The organism is Enterobacter sp. JBIWA003 (genome assembly GCF_019968825.1).
Lineage (GTDB): Bacteria > Pseudomonadota > Gammaproteobacteria > Enterobacterales > Enterobacteriaceae > Enterobacter > Enterobacter quasiroggenkampii.
Genome location: NZ_CP074170.1, coordinates 4,394,232 through 4,421,108 on the forward strand (window position 1 = coordinate 4,394,232; position 26,877 = coordinate 4,421,108).

General features: G+C 56.4%; 28 protein-coding genes. 21 read left to right on the forward strand and 7 right to left on the reverse strand.

Features of this window, described 5'->3' with window-relative positions; translation table 11 throughout:
- Positions 1-3 precede the first annotated feature (3 nt).
- Positions 4-1,620 carry an autoinducer-2 kinase gene (gene lsrK / locus KGP25_RS21305; protein ID WP_223539600.1) on the forward strand — a complete coding sequence of 539 codons (1,617 nt, stop codon included), beginning with the start codon at positions 4-6 and terminating at the stop codon, positions 1,618-1,620.
- A gap of 176 nt (positions 1,621-1,796) precedes the next feature.
- On the forward strand, positions 1,797-3,818 hold the full coding sequence (locus tag KGP25_RS21310; RefSeq protein ID WP_223539601.1) for an NADPH-dependent 2,4-dienoyl-CoA reductase: 2,022 nt from the start codon (positions 1,797-1,799) through the stop codon (positions 3,816-3,818).
- Positions 3,819-3,908: 90 nt separating this feature from the next.
- Here KGP25_RS21310 and rlmG read toward each other — a convergent pair whose 3' ends face one another.
- A complete protein-coding gene (gene rlmG / locus KGP25_RS21315; protein ID WP_048225022.1) occupies positions 3,909-5,045 on the reverse strand; it encodes a 23S rRNA (guanine(1835)-N(2))-methyltransferase RlmG in 1,137 nt (378 codons plus the stop codon).
- Between the two features lie 83 nt (positions 5,046-5,128).
- Here rlmG and KGP25_RS21320 point away from each other — a divergent pair, with 83 nt between their 5' ends.
- The 4 genes from KGP25_RS21320 to sstT all read left to right on the forward strand — a co-directional run bounded on the left by KGP25_RS21320 (position 5,129) and on the right by sstT (position 9,415).
- A complete protein-coding gene (locus KGP25_RS21320) occupies positions 5,129-5,632 on the forward strand; it encodes a M48 family metallopeptidase (protein ID WP_024906411.1) in 504 nt (167 codons plus the stop codon).
- Positions 5,633-5,702: 70 nt separating this feature from the next.
- Positions 5,703-6,701, forward strand: coding sequence for a Gfo/Idh/MocA family oxidoreductase (locus tag KGP25_RS21325; protein WP_045910061.1), 999 nt, complete (start codon positions 5,703-5,705; stop codon positions 6,699-6,701).
- Positions 6,702-6,952: 251 nt separating this feature from the next.
- Complete coding sequence (locus tag KGP25_RS21330; protein ID WP_021242367.1) at positions 6,953-7,918, forward strand: TerC family protein; 966 nt, start codon at positions 6,953-6,955, stop codon at positions 7,916-7,918.
- Between the two features lie 255 nt (positions 7,919-8,173).
- Positions 8,174-9,415, forward strand: a complete 1,242-nt coding sequence (gene sstT, locus KGP25_RS21335) for a serine/threonine transporter SstT (RefSeq protein WP_048028904.1) — start codon at positions 8,174-8,176, stop codon at positions 9,413-9,415.
- Between the two features lie 86 nt (positions 9,416-9,501).
- On the opposite strand, the gene KGP25_RS21340 is transcribed toward sstT, so the two are convergent.
- The gene (locus tag KGP25_RS21340; RefSeq protein ID WP_126534102.1) at positions 9,502-10,989 is read right to left on the reverse strand and encodes an altronate dehydratase family protein; all 1,488 of its coding nucleotides are present in this window, start codon (positions 10,987-10,989) and stop codon (positions 9,502-9,504) included.
- Between the two features lie 17 nt (positions 10,990-11,006).
- On the reverse strand, positions 11,007-12,419 hold the full coding sequence (gene uxaC, locus KGP25_RS21345; protein WP_111967428.1) for a glucuronate isomerase: 1,413 nt from the start codon (positions 12,417-12,419) through the stop codon (positions 11,007-11,009).
- Between the two features lie 476 nt (positions 12,420-12,895).
- On the opposite strand from uxaC, the gene KGP25_RS21350 reads away from it, so the two are divergent.
- The 11 genes from KGP25_RS21350 (at position 12,896) to KGP25_RS21400 (ending at position 20,263) form a co-directional block, all read left to right on the forward strand.
- Positions 12,896-14,194, forward strand: a complete 1,299-nt coding sequence (locus KGP25_RS21350) for an MFS transporter (RefSeq protein WP_045910065.1) — start codon at positions 12,896-12,898, stop codon at positions 14,192-14,194.
- A gap of 183 nt (positions 14,195-14,377) precedes the next feature.
- Positions 14,378-15,154, forward strand: a complete 777-nt coding sequence (gene exuR / locus KGP25_RS21355) for a transcriptional regulator ExuR (RefSeq protein WP_023615584.1) — start codon at positions 14,378-14,380, stop codon at positions 15,152-15,154.
- Between the two features lie 344 nt (positions 15,155-15,498).
- Complete coding sequence (gene yqjA, locus KGP25_RS21360; protein ID WP_023309289.1) at positions 15,499-16,161, forward strand: DedA family general envelope maintenance protein YqjA; 663 nt, start codon at positions 15,499-15,501, stop codon at positions 16,159-16,161.
- A gap of 2 nt (positions 16,162-16,163) precedes the next feature.
- Positions 16,164-16,547, forward strand: coding sequence for an EnvZ/OmpR regulon moderator MzrA (gene mzrA / locus KGP25_RS21365; protein WP_045910066.1), 384 nt, complete (start codon positions 16,164-16,166; stop codon positions 16,545-16,547).
- Positions 16,548-16,690: 143 nt separating this feature from the next.
- Positions 16,691-17,059 (forward strand): DUF1090 domain-containing protein, encoded by a 369-nt coding sequence (locus tag KGP25_RS21370; protein WP_008503142.1) that lies wholly within the window; start codon positions 16,691-16,693, stop codon positions 17,057-17,059.
- A gap of 29 nt (positions 17,060-17,088) precedes the next feature.
- Complete coding sequence (locus tag KGP25_RS21375; protein ID WP_008503141.1) at positions 17,089-17,394, forward strand: YqjD family protein; 306 nt, start codon at positions 17,089-17,091, stop codon at positions 17,392-17,394.
- A gap of 1 nt (position 17,395) precedes the next feature.
- Complete coding sequence (locus KGP25_RS21380) at positions 17,396-17,794, forward strand: phage holin family protein (RefSeq protein ID WP_014885329.1); 399 nt, start codon at positions 17,396-17,398, stop codon at positions 17,792-17,794.
- On the forward strand, positions 17,791-18,087 hold the full coding sequence (locus KGP25_RS21385; RefSeq protein ID WP_008503139.1) for a YqjK-like family protein: 297 nt from the start codon (positions 17,791-17,793) through the stop codon (positions 18,085-18,087). Before KGP25_RS21380 ends, KGP25_RS21385 begins: the two co-directional genes overlap by 4 nt.
- A gap of 253 nt (positions 18,088-18,340) precedes the next feature.
- Positions 18,341-18,733 (forward strand): DoxX family protein, encoded by a 393-nt coding sequence (locus tag KGP25_RS21390; protein ID WP_014885331.1) that lies wholly within the window; start codon positions 18,341-18,343, stop codon positions 18,731-18,733.
- Between the two features lie 71 nt (positions 18,734-18,804).
- Positions 18,805-19,791 (forward strand): glutathione S-transferase family protein, encoded by a 987-nt coding sequence (locus KGP25_RS21395; RefSeq protein ID WP_045910067.1) that lies wholly within the window; start codon positions 18,805-18,807, stop codon positions 19,789-19,791.
- Positions 19,792-19,897: 106 nt separating this feature from the next.
- Entirely contained in the window at positions 19,898-20,263 is a 366-nt protein-coding gene (locus KGP25_RS21400; RefSeq protein WP_023615581.1) for a DUF805 domain-containing protein, read from the forward strand.
- A 40-nt stretch (positions 20,264-20,303) separates the two neighbouring features.
- Here the strand turns inward: KGP25_RS21400 and yhaJ are convergent, their stop codons facing one another.
- Positions 20,304-21,206 (reverse strand): DNA-binding transcriptional regulator YhaJ, encoded by a 903-nt coding sequence (yhaJ, locus tag KGP25_RS21405; protein WP_008503135.1) that lies wholly within the window; start codon positions 21,204-21,206, stop codon positions 20,304-20,306.
- Between the two features lie 104 nt (positions 21,207-21,310).
- Here yhaJ and KGP25_RS21410 point away from each other — a divergent pair, with 104 nt between their 5' ends.
- Positions 21,311-22,012 carry a pirin family protein gene (locus KGP25_RS21410; protein ID WP_023309295.1) on the forward strand — a complete coding sequence of 234 codons (702 nt, stop codon included), beginning with the start codon at positions 21,311-21,313 and terminating at the stop codon, positions 22,010-22,012.
- Positions 22,013-22,093: 81 nt separating this feature from the next.
- Here the strand turns inward: KGP25_RS21410 and KGP25_RS21415 are convergent, their stop codons facing one another.
- Positions 22,094-23,398 (reverse strand): serine dehydratase subunit alpha family protein, encoded by a 1,305-nt coding sequence (locus tag KGP25_RS21415; RefSeq protein WP_223539602.1) that lies wholly within the window; start codon positions 23,396-23,398, stop codon positions 22,094-22,096.
- Positions 23,399-23,418: 20 nt separating this feature from the next.
- A complete protein-coding gene (locus tag KGP25_RS21420) occupies positions 23,419-24,750 on the reverse strand; it encodes an amino acid permease (protein WP_045910069.1) in 1,332 nt (443 codons plus the stop codon).
- Positions 24,751-25,098: 348 nt separating this feature from the next.
- On the opposite strand from KGP25_RS21420, the gene KGP25_RS21425 reads away from it, so the two are divergent.
- From KGP25_RS21425 to tssD, 3 genes are read left to right on the forward strand one after another with little or no spacing between them, the layout of a single operon-like run.
- Positions 25,099-25,548 (forward strand): STM2901 family protein, encoded by a 450-nt coding sequence (locus KGP25_RS21425; protein WP_111967435.1) that lies wholly within the window; start codon positions 25,099-25,101, stop codon positions 25,546-25,548.
- A 2-nt stretch (positions 25,549-25,550) separates the two neighbouring features.
- The gene (locus KGP25_RS21430) at positions 25,551-25,868 is read left to right on the forward strand and encodes a DUF1493 family protein (protein WP_223540595.1); all 318 of its coding nucleotides are present in this window, start codon (positions 25,551-25,553) and stop codon (positions 25,866-25,868) included.
- Between the two features lie 21 nt (positions 25,869-25,889).
- Positions 25,890-26,375 carry a type VI secretion system tube protein TssD gene (gene tssD, locus KGP25_RS21435; RefSeq protein WP_223539603.1) on the forward strand — a complete coding sequence of 162 codons (486 nt, stop codon included), beginning with the start codon at positions 25,890-25,892 and terminating at the stop codon, positions 26,373-26,375.
- Between the two features lie 75 nt (positions 26,376-26,450).
- On the opposite strand, the gene KGP25_RS21440 is transcribed toward tssD, so the two are convergent.
- Entirely contained in the window at positions 26,451-26,861 is a 411-nt protein-coding gene (locus KGP25_RS21440; RefSeq protein ID WP_223539604.1) for a Spy/CpxP family protein refolding chaperone, read from the reverse strand.
- Positions 26,862-26,877: the final 16 nt, after the last annotated feature.

A 26,877-nucleotide genomic window follows, 5' to 3' on the forward strand; every position in this document is an offset into this window, starting at 1 on the left:
CTCATGAGTTACCTTTTAGCGTTAGATGCAGGGACCGGCAGCGTTCGCGCCGTGATTTTCGATTTGCAGGGCAACCAGATTGCCGTCGGCCAGGCCGAGTGGAAGCACCTGAGCGTGGAGAACGTGCCGGGCTCGATGGAGTTCGACCTCGACACCAACTGGCGGCTGGCCTGCCAGTGCATTCATCAGGCGCTGACGCGCGCGAATCTGGGCGCGGCGGATATTCAGTCCGTCGCCTGCTGCTCCATGCGCGAAGGGATAGTGCTTTACGACCGCAACGGCGAGGCCATCTGGGCCTGCGCCAACGTTGACGCCCGCGCCAGCCGCGAGGTGGCCGAACTCAAAGAGATCCACGACAACCATTTTGAATCCGAAGTGTATGACGTCTCCGGCCAGACGCTGGCGCTGAGCGCGATGCCGCGCCTGCTGTGGCTGGCACACCATCGTCCGGATATTTACCGCAGCGCCGCCACCATCACCATGATCAGCGACTGGCTGGCAGCGAAGCTCTCCGGCGAGCTGGCGGTCGACCCGTCTAACGCGGGCACCACCGGCATGCTGGATCTCTTCTCCCGCGACTGGCGTCCGGCGCTGCTGGACATGGCCGGGCTGCGCGCCGATATTCTCTCCCCGGTAAAAGAGACCGGCACCGTGCTGGGCGCTATCACCCGAGAGGCCGCACAGCAAAGCGGCCTGCGCGAAGGCACGCCGGTCGTCATGGGCGGCGGCGACGTGCAGCTGGGCTGTCTGGGTCTGGGGGTAGTCCGCGCCGGACAAACGGCGGTGCTGGGTGGGACCTTCTGGCAGCAGGTCGTGAACCTGCCGCAGGTGCGCACCGACCCTGGCATGAACATTCGGGTGAACCCGCACGTGATTCCCGGCATGGCGCAGGCGGAGTCGATCAGCTTCTTTACCGGGCTGACCATGCGCTGGTTCCGCGACGCATTCTGCGCCGAGGAAAAGCTGATTGCCGAGCGGATGGGGATGGACACCTATTCTCTGCTGGAAGAGATGGCCAGCCGGGTGCCGGCGGGCTCCCACGGGGTGATGCCAATCTTCTCCGACGCCATGCATTTTAAGCAGTGGTACCACGCCGCGCCGTCGTTTATTAACCTCTCCATCGACCCGGAAAAATGCAATAAAGCGACGCTGTTCCGCGCCCTGGAGGAGAACGCGGCGATCGTCTCGGCCTGTAACCTGGCGCAGATCTCCAACTTCTCCGGCGTGACGTTTGAAAGCCTGGTCTTTGCGGGCGGGGGCTCGAAAGGTGCGCTGTGGAGTCAGATTTTAAGCGACGTCACCGGCCTGCCGGTGCGCGTGCCGGAGGTCAAAGAGGCTACGGCACTGGGCTGCGCCATTGCGGCAGGCGTTGGCGCGGGGCTGTTTGCAGATATGGCCTCGACGGGCGAGCGGCTGGTGAAATGGAGCCGCGAATTCACGCCAAACCCGGTACATCGCGAACTGTACGACGGCATGATGCAGAAATGGCAGGCGGTATATGCGGACCAGCTCGGGCTGGTGGACAGCGGGTTGACGACGTCGATGTGGCAGGCGCCGGGGTTAGTAAAAACCCATCCCCCTCTCCCCATAGGGGAAAGGGAAAAAACCAGATCGAGTTGATTCTTTAAGGCCGCACCGGCCAGTCCCCTCTCCCCTCCGGGGAGAGGGTTAGGGTGGGGGGAAGGTTCTTTGAGATCTATCACAATCATTCGATCCCGCTTTTACCTTTCCGCTGCCGCTGGCTAAATTAGTAACTCATCCGACCACATAACAATAATTTTACACTGGAAGAGACTATGAGCCGCTACCCGTCGTTATTCGCCCCCCTCGATCTGGGGTTCACCACACTCAAAAACCGCGTGTTGATGGGCTCGATGCACACCGGGCTGGAGGAGCATCCGGACGGGGCCGAGCGTCTGGCAGCCTTCTATGCCGAACGCGCCCGCCATGGGGTAGCGCTGATCGTCACCGGCGGCGTGGCCCCTGCCCCTTCCGGCGTCGGCATGGAGGGCGGCGCGGTGCTGAACGATGCGTCACAGCTGCCGCACCACCGCATTGTGACCGACGCGGTACACAACGAGGGCGGTAAAATCGCCCTGCAAATTCTGCACACCGGACGCTACAGCTATCAGCCGAATCTGGTCGCGCCATCAGCCATTCAGGCGCCGATTAACCGCTTCACTCCGCATGCCCTGAGCCACGACGAGATCCTGGCGCTGATTGACGACTTCGCCCGCTGCGCGGCGCTGGCGCGTGAAGCGGGCTACGACGGCGTTGAGGTGATGGGATCTGAAGGCTATCTGATTAACGAGTTTCTGGCTGCCCGCACCAACCAGCGCGACGACGAATGGGGCGGTGACTATGCCCGCCGGATGCGCTTTGCTGTAGAAGTCGTGCGCGCCGTGCGCGAACGTGCGGGCGCGGATTTTATTATTATTTTCCGCCTGTCGATGCTCGACCTGGTGGAGGGCGGCGGCACGTTTGACGAAACCGTGCAGCTGGCGCAGGCGATAGAAGCCGCGGGGGCCACCATTATCAACACCGGCATCGGCTGGCACGAGGCGCGCATTCCGACCATCGCCACGCCGGTGCCGCGCGCGGCGTTCAGCTGGGTGACGCGCAGGCTGAAAGGGAAAGTGTCTGTTCCGCTGGTCACCACCAACCGCATTAACGATCCGCAGGTGGCGGACGATGTGATTTCACGCGGCGATGCCGACATGGTCTCGATGGCGCGCCCGTTCCTGGCCGATGCCGAGCTGCTGTCCAAAGCGCAAAGCGGCCGTGCGGATGAGATCAACACCTGTATTGGCTGTAATCAGGCGTGCCTGGATCAGATCTTCGTCGGGAAAGTGACCTCCTGCCTCGTCAACCCGCGCGCCTGCCACGAAACCAAAATGCCGGTGATCCCGGTGACAGCGAAAAAACGCCTGGCGGTTGTCGGCGCAGGGCCTGCGGGCCTGGCGTTTGCGGTCAATGCCGCCTCGCGCGGGCACAGCGTGACGCTGTTTGATGCGCTGGGGGAGATTGGCGGGCAGTTTAATATCGCCAAACAGATCCCCGGCAAAGAGGAGTTCTACGAAACGCTGCGCTACTACCGCCGGATGATCGAGCTGACGTGCGTCGAGCTGCGGCTTAACCAGTTTGTCCACGCGGCGGATCTGACTGATTTCGATGAGGTGATCCTGGCGAGCGGGATCGTACCGCGCACGCCTGCGATCGAGGGTATCGATCATCCAAAAGTGCTGAGCTATCTCGACGTGCTGCGTGACAAAGTACCGGTTGGCGAGAAGGTGGCGATTATCGGCTGCGGCGGGATCGGCTTTGATACCGCCATGTATTTGAGCCAGCCGGGCGAGGCGACCAGCCAGAACATTGCCGAGTTTTGCGTCGAATGGGGCATTGATACCAGCCTCAGCCAGTCCGGCGGACTGCGCCCCGAAGGGCCGCAGCTGCCAAAAAGCCCGCGTCAGATCGTGATGCTGCAGCGTAAAGCCAGCAAGCCGGGCGAAGGGCTGGGCAAAACCACCGGCTGGATCCACCGCGCTACCCTGCTCTCACGCGGGGTGAAGATGATCCCGGCGGTCAGCTATCAGAAGATCGACGACGAAGGGCTGCACGTCACGATCGGCGGCGAGCCGCAGCTGCTGCGCGTGGATCATGTGATTTTATGTGCCGGGCAGGAGCCGAAGCGCGATCTGGCCGATCCGCTGCGCGAGGCCGGTAAAACGGTGCATCTGATTGGCGGGTGTGACGTGGCGATGGAGCTGGATGCGCGGCGCGCGATTGTGCAGGGGACGAAATTAGCTCTGATGATCTAGAACATTGCCGGGCGGCGCTGCGCTTGCACGGCCTACGGGTCCGAGGCCATTGTAGGCCCGGTAAGCGAAGCGCCACCGGGCAAAACAATCTTAACGACGACGTCCCAGCTTCACCGACTTCAGCACCACAAACTTATTGTTCGTCGCAATGGTGACGCAGTTACCGAAAATCTTCTTCAGCTTGTGGAAGTAGTCCAGGTGGCGATTCGCCACGATGTACAGCTCGCCGTTGATTTTCAGGCAGCGGCGCGCGTGGTGGAACATCTCCCACGCGACGTTATCCGTCAGGGCGTGCTTCTGGTGGAACGGCGGGTTGCAGAACACGGCGTTGAAGCGGAACGGCTCTACCCCCGACAGCGCGTTGTTGATCATAAACTCGCAGCGGTCCAGCGCGTCCGGCAGGTTGGTTTCTACGTTCAGACGGCTGGAGGCCACCGCCATCGGCGACTCGTCGCTGAACACCACGCTGGCTTCCGGGTTCTTCGCCAGTAGCGTCAGGCCAATCACGCCGTTGCCGCAGCCAAGATCGACAATCTCACCTTCCAGATTTTCCGGCAAATGTTCCATAAAGAAGCGCGCGCCGATATCCAGACCGGTGCGGGAGAAGACGTTCGCGTGGTTATGGATGGTCCAGTCGGTCCCTTCCAGCGTCCAGCTCAGCGTTTCTGGCGCGTCAGCCAGCTCAGGGGCGGCGAACGTACAGTTGATCAGGCGCGCTTTTTTCCAGGCCAGCGTGGTGGTGGTCGGGCCAAGGACTTTCTCGAACAGCTCCAGCGTCGAAGTATGAATATCGCGCGCTTTGGCACCCGCGATGATGCGGGTTTCTGGCGTGACGACCTTACGCAGCGCGCGCAGCTGCTGCTCCAGCAGCGCCATGGTTTTTGGCACTTTGATCAGCACCACGCCCGGCGCCTGCGGGTAGTCCGCAGTGCTGTCGAGGAACTTCACGCTGGACTCTTCGATGTCGTTATGGCGAAGGTTTTCACGCGTCGCCAGCTCGCTCAGGTAGGAGTCGCCGATACTGTACGGCGTGTGTTCCGCCAGCGCACAGCCCAGGGCGCCAAACGCGTCATTCAGGATCAAAACCGGGCCGCGGATTTCAGTGTCATCCAACTGCTGCAGCAGATATTCATCCGCCGCTTCCCACGCCTGAAGCGGGTTAACGTCGTCCGTCTCCGGGAAACGTTTAAGGTTGAGTGAACGGAAACCGTTGTCTAAGTGGCTCATCGGCCCTCCTGAATGGTAAAATTTGGCGTATCCCTGAAAAGGGTGCGTGAGTATACCCGTTTTATTGTCGATTTGGGGCGTTGATGAACCAACTTACTTATCTCCAGGGCTACCCGGAGCATTTACTGACTCAGGTTCGCAGCCTGATTGCCGAGCAGAAGCTGGGCGCGGTGCTGGAAAAACGCTACCCCGGCACCCACGATTTCGCGACCGATAAGGCCCTCTGGCAGTATACGCAGGATCTGAAAAACCGGTATCTGAAGAGCGCCCCGCCGATCAACAAGGTGATGTACGACAACAAGATCCACGTGCTGAAAAACGCGCTCGGCCTGCACACCGCCGTCTCCCGCGTGCAGGGCGGCAAGCTGAAGGCAAAGGCCGAAATCCGCGTCGCGACGGTTTTCCGCAACGCGCCGGAAGCCTTTCTGCGGATGATCGTCGTCCATGAGCTGGCACACCTGAAAGAAAAAGAGCACGACAAAGCGTTCTATTCCCTGTGCTGCCATATGGAGCCGCAGTACCACCAGCTGGAGTTTGATACCCGGCTGTGGCTTACGCATTTATCGTTAAAAGGTAATGCGGAATAGCGCACGCGAATTGTCATGATGACGTGCTACAGTGGCTAAAGGTTCCCCGCTACGGAGTACGTAAACGTTTATGATACGTTTCGCAGTCATTGGAACGAACTGGATTACGCGCCAGTTCGTCGACGCCGCCCACGAAACCGGCAAACTGAAACTTACCGCAGTCTATTCCCGCAGCCTTGAGCAGGCGCAGAGTTTTGCCAACGACTACCTCGTCGAGCATCTCTTCACCTCGCTTGATGAGATGGCGCAAAGCGACGCCATTGACGCGGTCTATATTGCCAGCCCGAACTCCCTGCACTTCCCGCAAACGAAGCTGTTCCTCAGCCATAAAAAGCATGTGATTTGCGAGAAGCCGCTGGCGTCGAACATCGATGAAGTCGAAGCCGCCATTGCGCTTGCCCGCGAAAACCAGGTGGTGCTGTTCGAAGCCTTCAAAACCGCCAGCCTGCCGAACTTCCTGCTGCTGCAGCAGTCCCTGCCGAAGGTGGGCAAAGTGCGCAAAGCGTTTATCAACTACTGCCAGTACTCGTCGCGCTACCAGCGCTATCTCGACGGCGAGAACCCGAACACCTTTAATCCGGCCTTCTCTAACGGCTCGATTATGGATATCGGTTTCTATTGCCTGGCCTCTGCCGTGGCCCTGTGGGGCGAGCCGCACGGCGTCACGGCCACCGCCAGCCTGCTGGAGAGTGGCGTGGATGCGCACGGTGTCGCGGTGCTGGATTACGGTGATTTCAGCGTGACGCTGCAGCACTCCAAGGTGAGCGACTCTGTCCTGCCGAGCGAAATTCAGGGCGAAGCGGGCTCGCTGGTCATCGAGAAGATCTCCGAGTGCCAGAAGGTGAGCTTTGTGCCGCGCGGCGGCAAAGCTCAGGAGCTGACGCAGCCTCAGCATATAAACACTATGCTCTATGAGGCAGAGGTCTTCGCCCGTCTGGTGGAAGACAACGAAGTGAATCACCCAGGCCTTGCGGTGAGCCGCACCACGGCGAAGCTGCAAACGGAGATCCGCCGTCAGACCGGCGTGGTGTTCCCGGCAGACGGCGTGAGCGCGGAAGTTATCGCGTAAAGCTGTGTAATGAAACGGCGCAGACCATTGACGAAACCAATGGTCTGACATATTTTGTTACCTGCAAAGGGGAGTAACTTCTTCGTCGGTGGATCGTCATTACGATGCGTGCAATACCGCATCCGGTCGCCGGGCAACCCTCGTGGTTGTAAGTGAGACCTTGCCGGAAGGCGAGGTCTATGCATAAAAAGCTAACGGCTATCGTCTTCTGACCATGGCCGTTTTTGTTTTTTATGTGTAAGGAAAATAGTATGCATTCTGTCGGCACTCCCATGTTGTGGGGCGGATTCGCGGTTGTCGTGCTCATCATGCTGGCGATCGACCTCTTTTTACAGGGGCGTCGCGGCGCGCACGGCATGACCATGAAACAGGCTGCGGCCTGGTCGCTGGTGTGGGTCACCCTCTCCCTGCTCTTCTGTGCCGCCTTCTGGTGGTATCTGGCCTCGACCGAAGGCCGCGCGGTGGCCGATCCTCAGGCCCTCGCCTTCCTCACAGGCTATCTGATTGAAAAAGCCCTGGCGGTCGATAACGTCTTCGTCTGGCTGATGCTGTTCAGCTACTTCGCCGTACCTGCGGCCCTGCAGCGCCGCGTGCTGGTCTACGGCGTGCTGGGCGCGATTATCCTGCGTACCATCATGATCTTCGCTGGCAGCTGGCTGATTACTCAGTTCGAATGGCTGCTGTACGTCTTCGGCGCGTTCCTGCTGTTCACCGGGGTCAAAATGGCGCTGGCGAAAGAGGACGGCTCTGCGATAGGCGATCGCCCGCTGGTGAAGTGGATCCGCGGCCATCTGCGCATGACCGACAAGATCGAGAGCGAGCACTTCTTCGTACGCAAGAACGGCCTGCTGTTTGCCACCCCGCTGCTGCTGGTGCTGATCCTGGTTGAGCTGAGCGACGTGATTTTCGCCGTGGACAGCATTCCGGCCATTTTTGCGGTGACCACCGACCCGTTCATCGTCCTGACCTCTAACCTGTTCGCCATCCTCGGCCTGCGCGCCATGTACTTCCTGCTGGCAGGCGCGGCGGAGCGCTTCTCAATGCTGAAGTACGGCCTGTCGGTGATCCTGGTGTTTATCGGTATTAAAATGCTGATCGTCGATTTCTACCATATCCCGATCGCCATTTCGCTCGGCGTGGTGTTTGGCATTCTGATCGTGACGCTGATCATCAATACCTGGGTTAACCGCCAGCACGATAAGAAGCAGCAGGCTTAGTGCGTTTTGCCCGGTGGCGCTGCGCTTACCGGGCCTACAACGACACCTCGTGGGCCGGGTAAGCGCAACGCCACCCGGCACTTTCGTTAATCAATAGTTAAAAAACATGACGCAACACGTAAAATCCAGCATTTTACGCTTCCCTCCGCAGACGCTTTCCCTATACTCGACCAGGCAAACATTTACTTACATCCGGACATAAATGTGACTAAGAGCACATCCGGGATGGAACGCAATTTCACTTAAGGAACACTCATGACGACAACCTCATCGGGCCTGCTTGCGCGCCTGTCGCGCGGCAGCCTTGTTAAGCAAATACTGGTTGGACTGGTGCTCGGCGTCGCGCTGGCACTGATCTCAAAACCTGCCGCCGAGGCCACTGGCCTGCTCGGCACACTGTTCGTCGGCGCACTGAAAGCGGTCGCGCCGGTTCTGGTTTTGACGCTGGTGATGGCCTCAATCGCCAACCACCAGCAGGGGCAGAAAACCAATATTCGCCCGATTCTGTGGATGTATCTGCTGGGGACGTTCTCGGCTGCGCTGACGGCGGTTGTCGTGAGCTTTATCTTCCCGTCCACGCTGCAACTGACCACCGGCGCGACCGACATTACGCCGCCCGCGGGTATTGTTGAGGTGATGCACGGCCTGCTGATGAGCATTGTCGCCAACCCGATCCATGCGCTGATTAACGCGAACTACATCGGGATTCTGGTATGGGCCGTCGGTCTGGGCTTCGCTCTGCGCCACAGCAACGACACGACCAAAAACCTGGTTAACGATCTTTCTCACGCCGTAACCTTTATCGTGACGGTTGTCATCCGCTTTGCGCCGATTGGTATTTTTGGCCTCGTGGCATCCACGCTGGCTACCACCGGTTTCGGCGCGCTGTGGGGCTATGCGCAGCTGCTGCTGGTGCTGATTGGCTGTATGGCCGTCGTGGCACTGGTGATTAATCCGTTGCTGGTGTTTCTGCAGACCCGTCGTAACCCGTACCCGCTGGTGCTGATGTGCCTGCGCGAAAGCGGCGTGACCGCCTTCTTCACCCGCAGCTCGGCGGCAAACATTCCGGTCAACATGTCCCTGTGTGAGAAGCTGAATCTGGACCGCGATACCTACTCCGTATCCATTCCGCTGGGTGCGACCGTCAATATGGCGGGAGCGGCCATCACCATCACGGTGCTGACGCTGGCCGCGGTGCATACGCTGGGTATTCCGGTGGATCTGCCAACCGCGCTGCTGCTGAGCGTGGTAGCCTCGCTGTGTGCCTGCGGCGCATCCGGCGTGGCGGGCGGTTCCCTGCTGCTGATCCCGCTGGCATGTAATATGTTCGGCATCCCGAACGAGATCGCCATGCAGGTGGTTGCGGTAGGCTTTATCATCGGCGTGCTGCAGGATTCCTGCGAAACCGCGATCAACTCCTCCACCGACGTGATGTTTACCGCCGCCGTGTGCCAGGCGGAAGACGCGCGTTTAGCGAAGAACGCCCTGCGCAGTTAAAAAGAAAAGCCCGGTGGCGGCTACGCCTTACCGGGCCTACAGGGTTCAGTAGGTCGGGTAAGCGCTAGCGCCACCCGACAAAGTACTTAAAGCGTCACACCACTCTTAAAGATCGCCAGCTCGCGGAAATCGTTCTTCTCGTTGCAGGTCTGCCTGCCGTTGGCAAATTCCACAATCGCGTCCACGAATTCCGTCAGCAGCTGCGGCATCGCCTTGCCGTGGATAAGCTGCCCGGCATCAAAGTCAATCCAGTGTTTTTTCTTCGCCGCCAGCTCGCTGTTGGTGGCGATTTTCACCGTCGGCACAAAACCGCCGTACGGCGTGCCGCGACCGGTGCTGAACAGCACCATATGGCAGCCAGCTCCCGCCAGCGCGCTGGTGGCGACAGCATCGTTACCCGGCGCGCTCAGCAGGTTCAGACCGTGCGTTTTCAGGCGCTCGCCGTAACGCAGAACGTCAACCACCTGGCTCGCACCCGCTTTCTGGGTGCAGCCGAGAGATTTCTCTTCCAGCGTGGTGATCCCACCCGCTTTGTTACCCGGAGACGGGTTCTCATAAATGGGCTGATTGTGGGCAATGAAGTACTGTTTGAAGTCGTTCACCATGGTGACGGTTTTTTCAAACGTCTCCTCGTCGCGGCAGTGGCTCATCAGAATACGTTCCGCGCCGAACATCTCCGGCACCTCGGTCAACACCGTCGTGCCGCCGTTAGCGATCACATAGTCCGAGAAGCGACCCAGCATCGGGTTGGCGGTGATACCGGAAAGGCCGTCAGACCCACCGCACTCCAGCCCAAACTTCAGCTCGCTCAGCTTGCCCGGCTCGCGCTTGTCGTGGCGCATCACGTTATACAGCTGGTGAAGCTGTTCAACGCCCGCCTCCACTTCGTCATCCTGGTGCTGACACACCATAAAATGCACACGCTCAGGGTCAAACTCGCCCAGCGTGTCGCGGAAGGCATCAACCTGGTTGTTCTCGCAGCCCAGGCCAATCACCAGCACCGCGCCCGCGTTCGGGTGACGCACCATGTTTTGCAGCATGGTGCGGGTGTTAATGTGGTCATCCCCCAACTGGGAGCAGCCGTAGGTGTGGCTGAACAGATGCACGCCGTCGGTGCCTTCGGCATTGTTGGTCTCTTTCAGGAAGCGCGTCTGGATCTGACGCGCAATCCCGTTCACACAGCCGACGGTCGGAAGGATCCACAGCTCGTTGCGGATCCCCACGTCGCCGCTGGCGCGGCGGTAGATCTGCACGTCACGATCCGCCGCCTGCTCGTGTTCCCCAGGTAAATCAGGTTGATAGCTGTACTCGTCCAGATCGCTCAGATTGGTGCGGGTATTATGGGAATGAAGATGTTCACCCGGCACGATATCCGCCAGCGCATGCCCAATCGGAAGACCGTACTTAATGACGTTGTCCCCTTTCGCGAGAGGCTTCACGGCAAACTTGTGTCCGCGAGCAATCGCCTGACGCAGGGTGACGCTCTGGTTATCAACGGTCACCACGTCGCCTTCAGCGAGATCCGTCAGCGCGACGGCCACGTTATCCAGCGAATGGATTTTGATGTATTGCATATCAACCTCAAACGGCCTTAGTTCAGTTCAATGCCGAAGTAGTCACGCGCATTGTTAAAGCAGATGTTTCTCACCATGTCGCCCAGCAGCTGGATATCCGCCGGCGCTTCGCCTGCGTGCACCCAGCGGCCAATCATCTGGCACAGAATGCGGCGGAAATATTCATGACGGGTATAGGACAGGAAGCTGCGGCTGTCGGTCAGCATGCCGACAAAGCGGCTCAACAGACCAAGCTGCGCCAGCTGCGTCATCTGACGCTCCATGCCGTCTTTCTGATCGTTGAACCACCAGCCGGAGCCGAACTGCATCTTGCCCGGCATCCCTTCGCCCTGGAAGTTGCCCACCATGGTGCCCAGCACTTCGTTATCGCGCGGGTTCAGGCAGTAGAGAATGGTTTTCGGCAGCAGGTTTTGTTCGTTCTGTTTGCTCAGCAGTTTTGACAGCTCTTCCGCCAGCGGACGGTCGTTGATGGAGTCAAAGCCCACGTCCGCGCCCAGCAGCTTAAACTGGCGCTGATTGTTATTGCGCAGCGCACCGATGTGGTACTGCTGTACCCAGCCGCGACGCGCGTATTCCGCGCCGAGGAACACCAGCACCGCCGTTTTGAACTGCGCCACTTCGTGCTCGCTAAGCGATTCACCGGACAGGCGACGCGCCAGAATGCTGTCCAGCTCGGCCTCGTTTGATTCCGCGAACAGCACGACGTCCAGCGCGTGGTCAGAGACTTTACAGCCGTGCGCCGCGAAGTGATCCAGACGTTTGGTCAGCGCGGCTTGCAGATCGGCGAAACGACGGATGTCGGTATCGGACACTTCCGCCAGCTTCGCCATGTAGTCGTTAAACGTGGCCTGCTCAATGTTGAAGGCTTTGTCCGGGCGCCAGCTTGGCAGCACTTTGATATCAAACGAGGTGTCTTTGGCGACAACGGCATGATGCTCCAGGGAGTCAATTGGATCGTCGGTGGTGCCCACCATCTTCACGTTCATCTGCTTCATGATGCCGCGCGCGGAGAAGTTCTCCTCAGCCAGCAGCGCATTGCACCGCTCCCAGATTTCATCGGCGGTCGTTGGGGAGAGCAGTTTGCCGGTGATGCCAAACGGGCGACGCAGCTCAAGGTGCGTCCAGTGGTATAGCGGGTTACCGATGGTGTGCGGGACGGTCGCCGCCCAGGCATCAAACTTCTCGCGGTCGGTGGCGTCACCGGTACACAGGCGTTCCGCCACACCGTTGGTGCGCATGGCGCGCCATTTGTAGTGGTCACCCTTCAGCCAGATATCATACAGGTTTTTGAAACGATAATTTTCGGCAACCTGCTGCGGCGGCAGATGGCAGTGGTAGTCGAAAATTGGCTGGTCTTTTGCGTAGTCGTGGTACAGGCGGCGAGCAAATTCGGTATCTAACAAAAAATCGTCGGTCATAAACGGCGTCATTATCGTCTTCCTCATTACGGGAGCGTCAGAAAGCGTATGTTAATATGCTGCAAAGTTATCACACCAATTTCCAGCCACCGAAGCTTTTTTCGTGAGTGAGATCAATAAACGCTAACAAATAAATTACCCTCTAAGGCGTAAACCCTTCTACAGGCCGCGCCATTACTGACTTTGCGCGCAGCGATAAATGTCCCTACAAAGAATCATACATTTGTGATGTCACTCACCTTTTAAAGTTGTATGACAAGTTATCTTTTCGCCGTCGCAAACGCTAAGCCGACGGAATGCATTACCGGTGTGAGAGGCATCGGGTTTAACGGTACGGATACCGACTTATGCACGCTTACTTATGGCAAGGTTCGGGCCGTTCCGGGACATGCTTCCGGCTACGCCCCTCCCGTTACACAACTGCTCCCGGAAACGGTTGAGAAGTTGCCGTGCTCTGGCGCGGACATAACATAACGATGAGGTTTTAGATGCGTAAAATTAAAGGGTTACGTTGGTATATGATCGCACTGGTGACGTTAGGCACCGTGCTGGGCTACCTGACACGTAACACCGTGGCAGCCGCAGCGCCGACGTTAATGGAAGAGCTGCATATCTCCACACAGCAATACTCCTACATCATTGCCGCCTATTCCGCGGCGTATACCATCATGCAGCCTGTTGCAGGCTATGTGCTGGATATCCTCGGTACCAAAATCGGTTATGCCTTCTTCGCCATCGCCTGGGCGGTGTTCTGCGGAGCCACCGCGCTGGCGGGAAGCTGGGGCGGCCTGGCGCTGGCGCGCGGTGCGGTCGGTGCGGCAGAAGCTGCGATGATCCCGGCGGGCCTGAAAGCCAGCTCCGAGTGGTTCCCGGCAAAAGAGCGCTCTATCGCTGTTGGCTACTTCAACGTGGGCTCGTCCATCGGGGCAATGATTGCGCCACCGCTGGTGGTGTGGGCTATCGTGATGCACAGCTGGCAGATGGCCTTCATCATCTCCGGCGTGCTGAGCTTCGCCTGGGCAATCGCGTGGCTGGTTTTCTATAAGCACCCACGCGATCAGAAAAAACTTTCCGAAGAAGAACGCGAGTACATCATTGGTGGTCAGGAAGCACAGCATCAGACCAACAACGGCAAGAAAATGACCGTCTGGCAGATCCTGGGCACCCGTCAGTTCTGGGGTATCGCCCTGCCGCGCTTCCTGGCAGAACCGGCCTGGGGGACCTTTAACGCGTGGATCCCGCTGTTCATGTTTAAAGTCTACGGCTTTAACCTGAAAGAGATCGCGATGTTCGCCTGGATGCCCATGCTGTTCGCTGACCTGGGCTGTATCGTGGGCGGCTACCTGCCACCGCTGTTCCAGCGCTGGTTTGGGGTGAACCTGATTGTTTCCCGTAAGATGGTAGTCACCATGGGCGCCCTGCTGATGATTGGCCCGGGCATGATCGGCCTGTTCACCAGCCCATACGTCGCGATTGCCCTGCTGTGCATCGGTGGCTTTGCGCACCAGTCCCTGTCCGGCGCGCTGATTACGCTCTCGTCTGACGTCTTTGGTCGTAACGAAGTGGCCACCGCCAACGGCCTGACCGGGATGGCCGCCTGGACCGCGAGTACGATGTTTGCGCTGGTCGTCGGCGCGCTGGCAGATACCATCGGCTTCAGCCCGCTGTTCGCCGTGCTGGCTATCTTCGACCTGCTGGGCGCGGTGGTGATCTGGACGGTGCTCAAGAGCAAATCGGCAGAGGAGCTGGCGAAAGAGTCGCTCGGGAAACCGGCGACGCAGAGTTAGCAACCATTTTCCCGCCGGGTGGCGCTACGCTTACCCGGCCTACAAAACCCGCAGGCCCGTGCAAGCGAAGCGCCACCGGGCATTTAAAGGCCGCTCAGTAGCGGCTTTTTTAATGGCAAATCTGGAGAGTGGCACGCAAAAGTGGTATAACAAATCATCTGCCGTACCCTGTCTGGAGCGCATATGGAAATCACCGAACCACGTCGTTTATATCAACAACTTGCTGCGGAGCTGAAAGATCGCATCGAGCAAGGGGTCTATCTTGTCGGTGATAAACTGCCCGCCGAGCGCTTCATCGCGGATGAAAAAAGCGTCAGCCGCACCGTGGTGCGCGAAGCGATCATCATGCTGGAAGTGGAAGGCTACGTTGAGGTACGCAAAGGCTCCGGCATTCACGTCATTTCCAATCTGCCGAAACACTCGCCTGTCGCGGACGAAAGTCTGGAATTTGCCAGCTATGGTCCGTTTGAGCTGCTCCAGGCTCGCCAGTTGATTGAAAGCAACATTGCCGAATTTGCGGCGACGCAGGTGACCAAGCAGGACATCATGAAGCTGATGGAAATCCAGGAGAATGCCCGTAAGGAAAAATGTTTCCGCGATTCAGAGTGGGATCTGCAGTTCCACGTCCAGGTCGCCCTGGCAACCCAGAATACGGCGCTGGCGGCAATCGTTGAGAAAATGTGGACTCAGCGCGTTCACAACCCGTACTGGAAAAAACTGCACGACCATATCGATTCCCGTACCGTCGACAACTGGTGTGACGATCACGACCAAATCCTTAAGGCGCTGATTCGTAAAGATCCGCATGCCGCTAAACTGGCGATGTGGCAGCACCTGGAGAACACCAAGCAGATGCTGTTCAATGAAACCAGCGATGACTTCGAATTTAACGCTGACCGCTATCTTTTCGCCGATAATCCCGTTGTTCATCTCGATACGGCCCCCAGTGCCGCAAAATAGATGACCTTCCCGCTGGCAGGCGCCTCGCTGCGCCTTCTGGCTTCAGTGGGTAAGCAAAACATATATAGTGTCAGCCTTTGTAAATCCCCTCGCTCACTTCCTGGGCTTACGCCAAAATCAACTCACGCCTGCAAATTCTGTGACGCAGAACGTTGGGCTTTGTTACAATTGGATTCACTTCGTTATTTTGTAAGTTAGTGCTTGCTAACCAGCCAATTAACAGGGAACCGTGTTGGCCACACCGCAATGTGTCCGCGAGCGACCATAATGAAATCACAACAATGTCGCCGTGCTGTTTGCCCCGGATAACAGGCGTGACGTTAACCGATTTCCAGGAACACTGAATGGAACTTTTGACCCAACTACTGCATGCCCTCTGGGCGCAGGACTTTGAAACGCTGGCCAACCCTTCCATGATTGGCATGCTCTATTTCGTCTTGTTTATGATCCTGTTCCTTGAGAACGGTTTGCTGCCTGCAGCCTTCCTGCCCGGTGACAGTTTGCTGGTGCTCGTCGGCGTGCTGTGTGCCAAAGGGGCGATGGCGTTTCCGCACACCATTTTATTACTGACCGTCGCGGCCAGCCTCGGCTGCTGGGTGAGTTACATCCAGGGAAGATGGCTGGGCAATACCCGGATCGTCCAGAACTGGCTCTCGCACCTGCCTGCACATTATCATCAGCGGGCGCACCACCTTTTCCATAAGCACGGGCTTTCCGCGCTGCTGATTGGCCGCTTTATCGCGTTTGTACGTACCCTGTTGCCGACCATTGCCGGTCTGTCGGGGCTGAGCAGCGCGCGCTTCCAGTTCTTTAACTGGATGAGCGGTCTGTTATGGGTGCTTATTCTGACAACGCTCGGCTATGCCCTGGGTAAAACGCCGGTCTTTATGAAATATGAAGACCAGCTGATGTCCTGCCTGATGCTGCTGCCCGTTGTGCTGCTGGTCTTCGGCCTGATCGGCTCTCTGGTCGTGCTGTGGAAAAAGAAATACGGAGCCAGAGGCTAACGATGGCTATCTCACCGCTCGCCCTGCGCCGTTTTGCCTGTGCCGTGATGACGCTGGTGGTGCTTAGCGCCATGCTGCTGGTATGGAGCGCGCTTTCGCACCAGGAATCCACGCTGGCCATTCGCCCGGTGAACCAGGGTGCCAGCGTGCCTGACGGTTTTTCTGTCTGGCATCATCTGGATGCGAACGGGATACGTTTTAAGAGCATCACCCCTCAGGACGATGTTTTACTGATCAAGTTTGATTCCCGTGCGCAAAGTGCCGCCGCAAAAGTGGTTCTCGACCGTACGCTGCCGCAGGGGTATATCATTGCTCAGCAGGAAGATGACAGCCAGCCTGCAGCCTGGCTGTCGCTGATTCGCGATACGTCGCATCGATTTGGATAATTACCAGGATTCCGAATCTTTTCACTCACTTTGGTGAATCCCCCGTTTACTTACTATGCTTAAGTACGCGGAGCACCCCTCGACTGTACTCCGCATAACTTTGGATAGCGGCTTACGCCGCAACACAATGGAAGGTTTCGATAATGAAATTCCGCATGACTCTGGCTCTGGCCCTTTTTTCTTTAAGCACAGCATCCTTCGCCAATTCTCTCTGTCAGGAGAAAGAACAGGATATTCAGCGTGAGATCGGTTATGCCGAAAAGCATAACAATCAGCACCGTGTTGATGGTCTCAAAAAAGCGCTGAGCGAAGTGAAAGCGAACTGTTCAGACAGCAAGCTTCGTGCCGACCACCAGAAGAAAATCGCTGAACAGAAGGACGAGATAGCCGAGCGCCGTCGCGACCTGCAGGAAGCGAAAGAGAAAGGGGATGCGGAAAAAATTGCTAAGCGCGAGAAGAAGTTGAAAGAAGCGCAGGACGACCTGAAAGCGCTGGAAGCTCGCGATTATTGAGTTAACGGAAATCTCAACAGGAGAGAATCATGTCAAAAGATACGACGTCTGAACATCTGCGCGCTGAACTGAAATCCCTGGCCGATACCCTTGAAGAGGTGCTGAACTCCTCTGCTGACAAGTCAAAAGAAGAGGTCAGCAAGCTGCGCAGCAAAGCGGAGCAGGCGCTCAAGGAGAGCCGCTATCGCCTGGGTGAAACCGGTGATGCACTGGCAAAACAGACCCGCGAAGCGGCCGCGCGTGCGGACGAATACGTGCGTGATAATCCATGGACGGGCGTAGGGATTGGTGCCGCAGTCGGTGTGGTACTGGGTGTCCTGCTGACGCGTCGTTGATATGGAAGATCCTCGTCACGCACAAGGGCCTGCTAACAACGTCCTCGGCATCGGCCAGCGTATTTTAACGACGCTGGTCGGGATTGCCGAAACGCGCGTCCGACTGGCAGTGGTGGAGCTGGAAGAGGAGAAAGCCAACCTCTTCCAGATGCTGCTGATGCTCGGACTTACCATGCTCTTCGCCGCGTTTGGTCTGATGAGCCTGATGGTGTTAATCATCTGGGCCATTGACCCGCAGTATCGTCTTAACGCGATGATTGCCACCACTGTCGTTCTGCTGGTCGCCGCGTTGATAGGCGGTATCTGGACGCTGCGTAAAGCGCGTAAATCCACGTTCCTGCGTCATACGCGTCAGGAGCTGGCTAACGATCGCGCCCTGCTGGAGGATGACAAGCCGTGAGCGGTAAAGCCGAACGTCAAAAGCGAAAAGCGTACCTGCTAAGCCAGATCCAGCAGCAACGGCTGGATCTGTCGGCGAGCCGCCGCGACTGGATTGACGCGACGCGACGGTTTGACCGGGGCTGGAACACCTTCCTGAGCCTGCGTTCATGGGCGCTGGTCGGCAGCAGCGTGATGGCTATCTGGACGGTTCGTCATCCAAATATGCTGATCCGCTGGGCGCGACGTGGATTTGGTGCCTGGAGCGCCTGGCGTCTGGTGAAAGCCACGATTCGTCAGCAGCAGTTGCGGTAGCCTTCTCGCCGGGTGGCGGCTACGCCTTACCCGGCCTACTTGCACGCGTAGGCCGGGTAAGCGCAGCGCCTCCCGGCAAAATCCTCTCCGCCTCCCTTACTCAATATCTTTGAAGAAGATTGACAGTTTTCCTTGCTAACAATCGCCCACCGTCACGTTTATGATGCTCTCCATCGACAGCAACGACGCGGTATCTACCCGGAATTGCAGACAAATAATGTTCAGCCGCTGATGTGGTTTCCTGGAGAGTAAAATGAAAAAATTAGAAGATGTTGGTGTACTGGTAGCGCGTATTCTGATGCCAATTCTGTTCATCGTGGCAGGTTGGGGAAAAATCACCGGTTATGCAGGTACCCAGCAGTATATGGAAGCCATGGGCGTTCCGGGGTTCCTGTTGCCACTGACCATTCTTCTTGAGTTCGGCGGCGGCCTGGCAGTCCTGTTCGGCTTCCTGACCCGCACCACCGCGCTGTTTACTGCAGGCTTCACCGTGCTGACAGCGTTCATCTTCCACAGCAACTTTGCGGAAGGCGTGAACTCTCTGATGTTCATGAAAAACCTGACCATCGCGGGTGGCTTCCTGCTGCTGGCCGTTACTGGCCCGGGCGCATACAGCATCGACCGTCTTCTGAATAAGAAATGGTAAGCACGCTATACTGAATAAACACAAAGCGAGGAGACATCTCCTCGCTTTTGCTATCTGACGGAGGAGAAAAAATGGGACAACTCGTAGACGGCGTCTGGCAGGATGTCTGGTATGACACCAAATCCACCGGAGGTCGCTTTAAGCGCTCTGTTTCGGCCTTCCGTAACTGGCTGACCGCCGACGGTGCGCCGGGCCCAAGCGGCGAAGGCGGCTTCGCGGCTGAGAAAGATCGTTATCATCTTTATGTTTCCCTCGCCTGCCCGTGGGCCCACCGCACGCTGATCGTGCGCAAGCTGAAAGGTCTCGAATCCTTCATTCCGGTTTCCGTCGTTAACCCGCTGATGCTGGAAAACGGCTGGACGTTTGACAGTGATTTCCCTGCGGCAACCGGCGACGAACTCTATCACCACGATTTCCTGTACCAGCTCTATCTGCGCGCCGATCCGCATTACACCGGTCGCGTGACCGTGCCGGTGCTGTGGGACAAGAAAAACCAGACGATTGTCAGCAATGAGTCTGCGGAAATCATCCGCATGTTCAATACCGCATTTGATGCCCACGGCGCCCGTGCCGGGGATTACTACCCGGTTGAACTGCGCGATAAGATTGATGAGCTGAACAGCTGGATTTACGACAACGTCAACAACGGTGTCTATAAGGCCGGTTTTGCCACCAGCCAGGAAGCGTATGACGAAGCGGTCGGGAAGGTGTTTGAATCACTGGAACGCCTGGAACAGATTCTGGGCCAGCATCGCTACCTGACGGGCGATCGCCTGACGGAAGCGGACATTCGCCTGTGGACCACGCTGGTTCGCTTTGATCCGGTCTATGTCACCCACTTTAAGTGCGATAAACACCGCATCAGCGACTACCTGAACCTGTATGGTTTCCTGCGCGACATCTACCAGATGCCGGGTATCGCGGAGACGGTCGACTTCGACCATATTCGCACCCACTATTTCCGCAGCCACAAGACCATCAACCCGACGGGTATTATCTCCATCGGCCCTTGGCAAGACCTGGATGAACCGCACGGGCGCGACGTGCGTTTTGGATAAATAGTAAGGGCATCACCAGATGCCCTTTTTTAATTCACAATCTCCATCTATCCTTACTTTGATTGCTTAGAAAACAAGTGATTGACCGATTATTGAGGCAAGGAAAATGGACTGGTATTTAAAAGTACTGCGCAACTACATTGGATTTGGTGGCCGCGCCCGCCGCAAAGAGTACTGGATGTTTGTTCTGGTGAACTTCGTCCTGATTATGGTGCTGGGCATCGTGGATAAAATTCTCGGCTGGGAGCGGGCTGGCGGTGAAGGCGTACTGACCACCATCTATGGCCTGTTAGTCCTGCTGCCATCATGGGCGGTACTGTTCCGTCGACTGCACGATACCGATCGTTCGGCGTGGTGGTTACTGCTGCTGCTGATTCCGATCGTGGGCTGGATTGTGATTTTGATCTTCAACTGTCAGAGTGGGACGCCGGGCGAAAACCGCTTTGGTCCGGATCCTAAGATCGGCGCATAAAAAAAAGCCCGGTGGCGCTTCGCTTACCGGGCCTACATGCTTATTTGTTGTGGTGCGCAAACAGCTTTGGAATTTCACGCAGGCACCACGATTTGGCTTCGCCCATGCTGTCGCGACGCCATGCCATAATGATATCCACTTCGCTGGTGTACTCCGGACTCACGACCCGCAGTCGCCCTTCCGCAATATCTTTTTCCACAAACGGGTACGGCATCGTCGCCACGCCCAGACCGGCCAGCAGCGCCTGCCGTTTGTCTTCCAGTGAGGTCACCGTCAGACGAGGCTGTTTATCCAGCAGCTGCACCGTCAGCACCGGACGCTCACGCGCGGTATCCGCGACCGCCACGCCGCGATACTTCACGCGTGTGACTTCAGAGAGCGGCTCCGGCTCCTGGTGAATCGGGTGGTTGGGGGCGGCAACGTAGACGTTCATGACGCTGTAGAGCTTGCGCGAGTTGATTTCTGACGATGAGCGGAAGTGCATGTCCGGCGCAATAACGATATCTGCCCTGCCCGTCTCCAGACGTTCCCACGCCCCTGCCAGCACCTCGGTGATGATGGACAACTGCGTATTGGCCTTCGCCGCCAGGCGATCCACCAGCGGGAACAGCGCTTCGGTCGGGACCAGCGCTTCGGTAACTAACGTCAGATGCGTTTCCCAGCCGCGCGCGAGCGCTTCGGCGTCTGTCGTCAGCTTATCCGCCGCTTCCAGCAGCACGCGGCCGCGCTCCAGCAGCATTCGGCCCACGTTGGTGAATTTTGTTCGATGACCGGAGCGGTCAAAAAGCACCACGTCCAGCTCTTCTTCCAGCTTCTGCATGGTGTAGCTCAGCGCAGACGGAACGCGCCCCAGTTCATCGGCCGCCGCCGCAAAACTGCCGCGCCGGTCAATCGCGTCCATGACGCGAAGCGCCTCAAGCGTCAATGCTCTCTCTTTAGCCATCTCGTTCTCATTCAGGAAATTTGAACATACCAGGCAGAATATCTGACTAACAATGAAGCGTCCATACCTTTACCATTGTTTTAGTGTAAAGAGAGGTCAAGTTTATGATTACGACAAGAACAGCTAAACAGTGCGGACAAGCCGATTTCGGTTGGCTGCAGGCCCGCTACACCTTTTCCTTTGGACACTACTTTGACCCTAAACTCCTCGGTTACGCTTCACTGCGCGTGTTGAACCAGGAAGTGCTCGCCCCGGGTGCCTCCTTCCAGCCGCGTACGTACCCGAAAGTCGATATCCTGAACCTGATCCTGGAAGGCGAGGCAGAATACCGCGATAGCGAGGGCAATCATGTCCAGGCAAAGGCTGGCGAAGCGTTGTTAATTTCCACGCAGCCGGGCATCAGCTACAGCGAGCATAACCTCAGCAAAGACAAAACGCTGACGCGCATGCAGCTGTGGCTCGACGCCTGCCCTGAGCGGGAAAATCCGCTGGTACAGAAGTTAGATTTAACGGGCGATAAGCAGCAGCTGATTGCATCGCCGGATGGCAGCAAAGGGAGCCTGCAGCTGCGTCAGCAGGTGTGGCTGCATCATATCGAGCTGAAAAAAGGTGAACAGGCAAGCTTCCAGCTTCATGGTCCGCGCGCCTATCTGCAGTCCATTCACGGTACGGTGCATGCGGTGACGCACACGGAAGAGAAAGAAGCCCTCACCTGCGGCGACGGGGCGTTTATTCGTGATGAAGCGAATATCACCCTGGTGGCGGATACGCCACTGCGCGCGCTGCTGATTGATTTGCCGGTTTAAGATAAACACGCTCCCTCGCTCGATCGGTTCCCTCTCCCCCCGGGGAGAGGGTTAGGGTGAGGGATAACGGGTGGGATTAAATCACGACACCTTACTCGCCATAATCTCAATAATCTGCCGGTCCGTTGCCTGCATCGAGCGGCACGCCAGCGCGCACAGGTTCGCGATCGACTGCTCCACATCGTGCGCGACAATCCCCTCGTTGCCCGTCACGCCCGACTCATCCAGCGCCATCATCACCGCTTTCCAGGCGCTACTGACGCTGGTAGAGACCTTCATGGCGCAGCTGTTTGACGCGCCGTCGCAAATCATCCCGCTGACGTCGCCGATCATACTGCCGATCGCCATCGCGATGGTCTGGTAACGGCCACCCATCAGCCACGCCATTCCCGCCGCAGCGCCCATCGCCGCCGTTGTCGCCGCACACAGTGCGGACAGGCGTGGAAGCTGATAATGGATATAGATCGCCGACAGATGCGACAGCATCAGCGCCCGCGCCAGCCGTTCGTCACCGGCCTGAAGATGCTCAGCCACAACAACGACGGGCATGGTGGCGGTGATCCCCTGATTACCGGAGCCCGAATTGCTCATCGCTGGCAGCGTCGCGCCGCCCATCCTGGCATCCGAGGCGGCACTGGTGCGAATAACAATGTCTGAACCCAGATCCTGCGCCAGCCATCCGCGCGAGCGCTGCTTATCAAGCGTTGCGCCAATATGCAGCCCCCACTTCCCGCTGAGCCCTTCGCGAGAGAGCGCATCGTTCAGTTGTCCTGCTTCCAGGATGAAGCGGATGGCTTCAAACGGCACCTGCTCGACAAACTCCAGGATCTGCGACAGCGTAGCGTGCGACAGTACCGCCAGCGGATCGCCATCTGTCTCGGCTACTGGCTTATCCAGCGTAAAGCGCGTTTCCCCCTGGCAAACCACTTCCACCACCCGGGTATGCCCGCCCGCGATGGTCACCATCGCCGAGATATCCCCGGCATAAACGCAGGCCCGGGAATAGAGGATCTCATCACAGGGCTGCTGCAGTTTTACCTGCACTTTCCCAGCCTCAAGCAGGGCTTTGGCGCGGACCAGTGCATCGGCTGTGGCATCTTTCAACACCTCCAGTCCGGCGTGCGCGTTACCGCCAATCGCGCCCAGCGCCGCCGCAATCGGTAACCCGACCATGCCGGTACCCGGCACCGTCACGCCCAGTCCGTTTTTCATCAGGTTCGGCGAGACCCACGCCTCAATCCGTGTGACCTCCCCCGGCAGAAAGTCTGCGGCAATCGCACAGGCCAGTGCCAGAGAGACGGGTTCGGTACACCCAAGGGCAGGCTTCACTTCTTCCTGCACCGCGCGAATAAATTGATTCCATAAAGGATGAGTTTGCTCAGACATCGTTACGACCTTAATGACCCTCAGGAGAATGCGAGGAAAGGAGAAACACAAAGCAGCAGTCCGGTGATGATGATTATCACCAGCGATACGCCTTTATATTTATGCAGCGCCGGTACCTTGTAGACCAGCCATGCCGGGATCAGACAGCCCACCATGCCGAAGATGGGGCTGCAAATGGAGGTGAAGCTCAACACCGGCGCGTTCAGGACTATCGCGCTCCAGGCCAGCAGAATGGCGAACAGCATAATCCCGCGCTGGACAGCGTTTTCATTGATTCTTTCTGCCGGCATTTTGCGGCGCAGGATGTTCATGACGATACCCTGCGTAGCCTCGCGGAAGCCGAGATAAACGCCGAAGAACGCAGTCATTACAGCGAAGATATTGAGGATCACGCTGACGATTTTGACCCAGCCCGCGCCGTCGCCGCTGATGAACTGCGCCGCAATCGCCAGGGCAGAGATATTCTGCTCGTAGGCTTTGACCGCCTCATCGTGCCCCATCGCCAGAGTGAAGGAGACGGCGTAGAAGAAGACTGTCACAAACAGGATGCCAAAGGCAATGTTCATCGCCCGCAGTGCCTTATGACGCGCCACCTCCACCGATTTTTCACGTGAACGGTACGAGATCACCATCGGGCTCAGGGTCTGAATAAAGAGAATGGAGGTTAAGGTAAAGGGCAGCGTAATGATGGCGTTTTTAATCAGCAGCCCCAGCGGCGGCAGCATGCCCACGTTGGCTAAATGCCAGAGGCCAATCATTGACAGCCCCAGCGCCGCAACGACAAACAGCTTGGTAAGTACCATCAGGCTGGACACTTTAAACAGCAGCTTCTCACCGCGTGAAGAAATCGCGACCAGAATGCAAATCAGAAATAAACCGTAGAACGGATTTTCCGAGAGCAAACCGTCGGTCACGCCGAAGGTGTGCAAATACGAGGCGCTGTCGTTGGTAATGGCCGTGGAATAGACAAACATCCAGATCACCAGCATGACGAAATAGAGCGCACCTAATAAAATCCCCCAGTTCTTACCCAAATACCCGCTAATTACGCTCGGGTAGTCTTTGCATTCCGGGGATTCCGCCAGCGTGTTAATAAACAACCGCTGGAATAAATACATGGCGGGATAACCAATAATGGAGGAGAGCAAAAATACCCACAGCCCCATTAATCCGACCTGCACGGGGAGAAAAACAATCCCCGCGCCGATAGCCATCCCAATACTCATGATGACCCAACCCGTGTCGGTGCTATCGAATTTAATCGCCTCTCGCCACTCGCTTTCACTCATTCCCGCCCGCCTTGCCGCGGGGGAATCATTCACAATGACACTGCTGTTTGTTGCCGTATCCATGGGGCACTCGCTTATTTTGTAGGGTAAACAGTTGTTTTTATAGGGTTCCGATCGCCAGCGATTGCGATTCAGATGGCAGCAGGTGCTTGTTATTGGTGTGAGAAAATCTTAACCGGAGCGAGGGAGAAAAAAGTCACAACTTTTATGAGAGTTTTCCGCATTAAGAGTAAGAAATTCTATTAAACCATCAAAAACAGATAACATTTTCCAAAAGTGATTCAGTTCAAGAAATCATATCATCATTAAAACGAGAATATTTCAGAATTTATAAAGATGAAAGCCCTACTCTCCGCCTTTTCTTTTTTATAGGATGATATTTCAACAAACCACCGGATGATTACGGTTACTATGGACAGCGTTGAAGAACTCAATGGAACATACTTTTATAAAGGAGTATGTAACATCTCAGCATCTGAGTTATTTTTTTGGATTTTTCTGGATGCCACCGATGAACAGTTCGGCGGATTAAAGGATGTCGTAATGATGGCCACTATGGTTCTTGGTTTACCGATACTTGAAACCAGAACAAAGCCAGAAACGGCTACAATAGGCACATCTGTAGCATCTAAATACCTGCGAGATCTACTGAATGTACAGCTACCACACCGACTACCTACAATTACACTTGCAAGCTTCAGATACCGAAAACCAATGTATACAAAAAACTTAGGTGCATTCATCGGTAGATGGATACCGGCATTAGGAATAACCATACTTACTGCAGATGTTGCAATGATAAGTTACAAAACGCTCTCACGCTATAATACAATTGCTCATCCTAAAGATCGGATTTGGTGAATATGACGAGTGAAACGGATGTTTTGAAATTCTTCAGAGATATTTTACCAGAACAAGGAACATTTACTGGCAAGCGAATCCCACTTGAGATGGATGATGTTCTACAGGATTACACCGATCTGGATGATGTTGTATATGCCATTGAGAGATTTGAAAAAGTGTACCTTATCGACGTTAACACTGAAAATTATTTCCCCTGGACTCAAACCTGGTTTTTCAGGAAATGGTTTACTAAAGAACCGGTTAAGCAAATATCAAAGCCATTGACGGTAAGAATGTTTGCCGAAGCGGTTAAAGCAGGTAAATGGATACACGATTGATATTTAGAAGGAGTATTTATAATGGCCGTACCTGTTCATATTTGGTTCTATGACGATGGTGGCTCACTCATTAAAGGTTCATGTGATGTTCAGGATCGTGAAGGGAGTGTTGAAATTAGAGGTTTAACCCATAATGTGAGTATTCCAACCGATCCACTCTCCGGAAGATTAACCGGGACGAGGAAACACGCTCCTTTTCTTTTCGAGAAGGAAATTGATAGCTCATCTCCCTATCTTTATAAGGCGGTAGCGACAGGACAAAACCTTAAGAAAGTTGAGATTAGATATTACCGAATTAATGACGCAGGTCGGGAGGTAGAATATTTTAAAACTGAGCTGGACAGTGTGAAAGTTGTCTCTATCTCCCCAATTGTTAACGATACTCGTCACTGTCCTGGTACTGGCCACCTTGAATCTATTCAATTGCGCTACGAAAAAGCGACCTGGACCTATTGCGATGGGAACATTCAATTCTCAGATGCATGGAATGAACGGGCATCAGCATGAAAGTCAGGATCATTCCTCACAGAATCTATTTAAAGCGATTCTGTGAGGTCTCATTTCTAATGAATGATTTCAGGATTACTCAGCCAGCGCGTTAGCCATATCCGTTCTAATCTGTTTGCGCTGTTCAGGTGTTAACACCTGGCTGACGTCGAAGTAATATTTCACGCGGTAATAGCGGGTCTGCTCTTCAATTTTGCTGAATGCACTAAGCTGGCTTTTCACCGTGCTTTCGTCCCATTTACCCGCCTGGAACATGTCGATCAGCGCACCGTCCTTCACGCCCGTCATTGGGATCTTGCTGACATTTTGTTCCAGCTGCTTATGCAGATCGTCAATCTTCTTAACCTGCTCGTTGCTGAGCTTCAGGTGCTGAACCAGCGGGTCCTGCGATGGAGACGGAGCAGCCTCAACGTTAGCGGCCTGTGCCGTAAAACTGCACACGGCCAGCGTGGCGGCGGCCAACGCAATACGGGTCATTTTCATCATCTTACTGTCCTTACAT

What these genes read in the sequence shown, in the direction of transcription:
- exuR (WP_023615584.1), top strand. Translation starts at nt 14,378, where the DNA reads ATGGAAATCACCGAACCACGTCGTTTATATCAACAACTTGCTGCGGAG.
- KGP25_RS21375 (WP_008503141.1), top strand. Translation starts at nt 17,089, where the DNA reads ATGTCAAAAGATACGACGTCTGAACATCTGCGCGCTGAACTGAAATCC.
- KGP25_RS21400 (WP_023615581.1), top strand. Translation starts at nt 19,898, where the DNA reads ATGGACTGGTATTTAAAAGTACTGCGCAACTACATTGGATTTGGTGGC.
- KGP25_RS21415 (WP_223539602.1), bottom strand. Translation starts at nt 23,398, where the DNA reads ATGTCTGAGCAAACTCATCCTTTATGGAATCAATTTATTCGCGCGGTG.
- KGP25_RS21440 (WP_223539604.1), bottom strand. Translation starts at nt 26,861, where the DNA reads ATGATGAAAATGACCCGTATTGCGTTGGCCGCCGCCACGCTGGCCGTG.
- sstT (WP_048028904.1), top strand. Translation starts at nt 8,174, where the DNA reads ATGACGACAACCTCATCGGGCCTGCTTGCGCGCCTGTCGCGCGGCAGC.
- KGP25_RS21430 (WP_223540595.1), top strand. Translation starts at nt 25,551, where the DNA reads ATGACGAGTGAAACGGATGTTTTGAAATTCTTCAGAGATATTTTACCA.
- lsrK (WP_223539600.1), top strand. Translation starts at nt 4, where the DNA reads ATGAGTTACCTTTTAGCGTTAGATGCAGGGACCGGCAGCGTTCGCGCC.
- mzrA (WP_045910066.1), top strand. Translation starts at nt 16,164, where the DNA reads ATGGCTATCTCACCGCTCGCCCTGCGCCGTTTTGCCTGTGCCGTGATG.
- uxaC (WP_111967428.1), bottom strand. Translation starts at nt 12,419, where the DNA reads ATGACGCCGTTTATGACCGACGATTTTTTGTTAGATACCGAATTTGCT.
- KGP25_RS21425 (WP_111967435.1), top strand. Translation starts at nt 25,099, where the DNA reads ATGGACAGCGTTGAAGAACTCAATGGAACATACTTTTATAAAGGAGTA.
- KGP25_RS21320 (WP_024906411.1), top strand. Translation starts at nt 5,129, where the DNA reads ATGAACCAACTTACTTATCTCCAGGGCTACCCGGAGCATTTACTGACT.
- KGP25_RS21350 (WP_045910065.1), top strand. Translation starts at nt 12,896, where the DNA reads ATGCGTAAAATTAAAGGGTTACGTTGGTATATGATCGCACTGGTGACG.
- KGP25_RS21410 (WP_023309295.1), top strand. Translation starts at nt 21,311, where the DNA reads ATGATTACGACAAGAACAGCTAAACAGTGCGGACAAGCCGATTTCGGT.
- KGP25_RS21330 (WP_021242367.1), top strand. Translation starts at nt 6,953, where the DNA reads ATGCATTCTGTCGGCACTCCCATGTTGTGGGGCGGATTCGCGGTTGTC.
- KGP25_RS21310 (WP_223539601.1), top strand. Translation starts at nt 1,797, where the DNA reads ATGAGCCGCTACCCGTCGTTATTCGCCCCCCTCGATCTGGGGTTCACC.
- tssD (WP_223539603.1), top strand. Translation starts at nt 25,890, where the DNA reads ATGGCCGTACCTGTTCATATTTGGTTCTATGACGATGGTGGCTCACTC.
- KGP25_RS21340 (WP_126534102.1), bottom strand. Translation starts at nt 10,989, where the DNA reads ATGCAATACATCAAAATCCATTCGCTGGATAACGTGGCCGTCGCGCTG.
- yqjA (WP_023309289.1), top strand. Translation starts at nt 15,499, where the DNA reads ATGGAACTTTTGACCCAACTACTGCATGCCCTCTGGGCGCAGGACTTT.
- KGP25_RS21390 (WP_014885331.1), top strand. Translation starts at nt 18,341, where the DNA reads ATGAAAAAATTAGAAGATGTTGGTGTACTGGTAGCGCGTATTCTGATG.
- KGP25_RS21370 (WP_008503142.1), top strand. Translation starts at nt 16,691, where the DNA reads ATGAAATTCCGCATGACTCTGGCTCTGGCCCTTTTTTCTTTAAGCACA.
- KGP25_RS21395 (WP_045910067.1), top strand. Translation starts at nt 18,805, where the DNA reads ATGGGACAACTCGTAGACGGCGTCTGGCAGGATGTCTGGTATGACACC.
- KGP25_RS21380 (WP_014885329.1), top strand. Translation starts at nt 17,396, where the DNA reads ATGGAAGATCCTCGTCACGCACAAGGGCCTGCTAACAACGTCCTCGGC.
- rlmG (WP_048225022.1), bottom strand. Translation starts at nt 5,045, where the DNA reads ATGAGCCACTTAGACAACGGTTTCCGTTCACTCAACCTTAAACGTTTC.
- yhaJ (WP_008503135.1), bottom strand. Translation starts at nt 21,206, where the DNA reads ATGGCTAAAGAGAGAGCATTGACGCTTGAGGCGCTTCGCGTCATGGAC.
- KGP25_RS21325 (WP_045910061.1), top strand. Translation starts at nt 5,703, where the DNA reads ATGATACGTTTCGCAGTCATTGGAACGAACTGGATTACGCGCCAGTTC.
- KGP25_RS21420 (WP_045910069.1), bottom strand. Translation starts at nt 24,750, where the DNA reads ATGGATACGGCAACAAACAGCAGTGTCATTGTGAATGATTCCCCCGCG.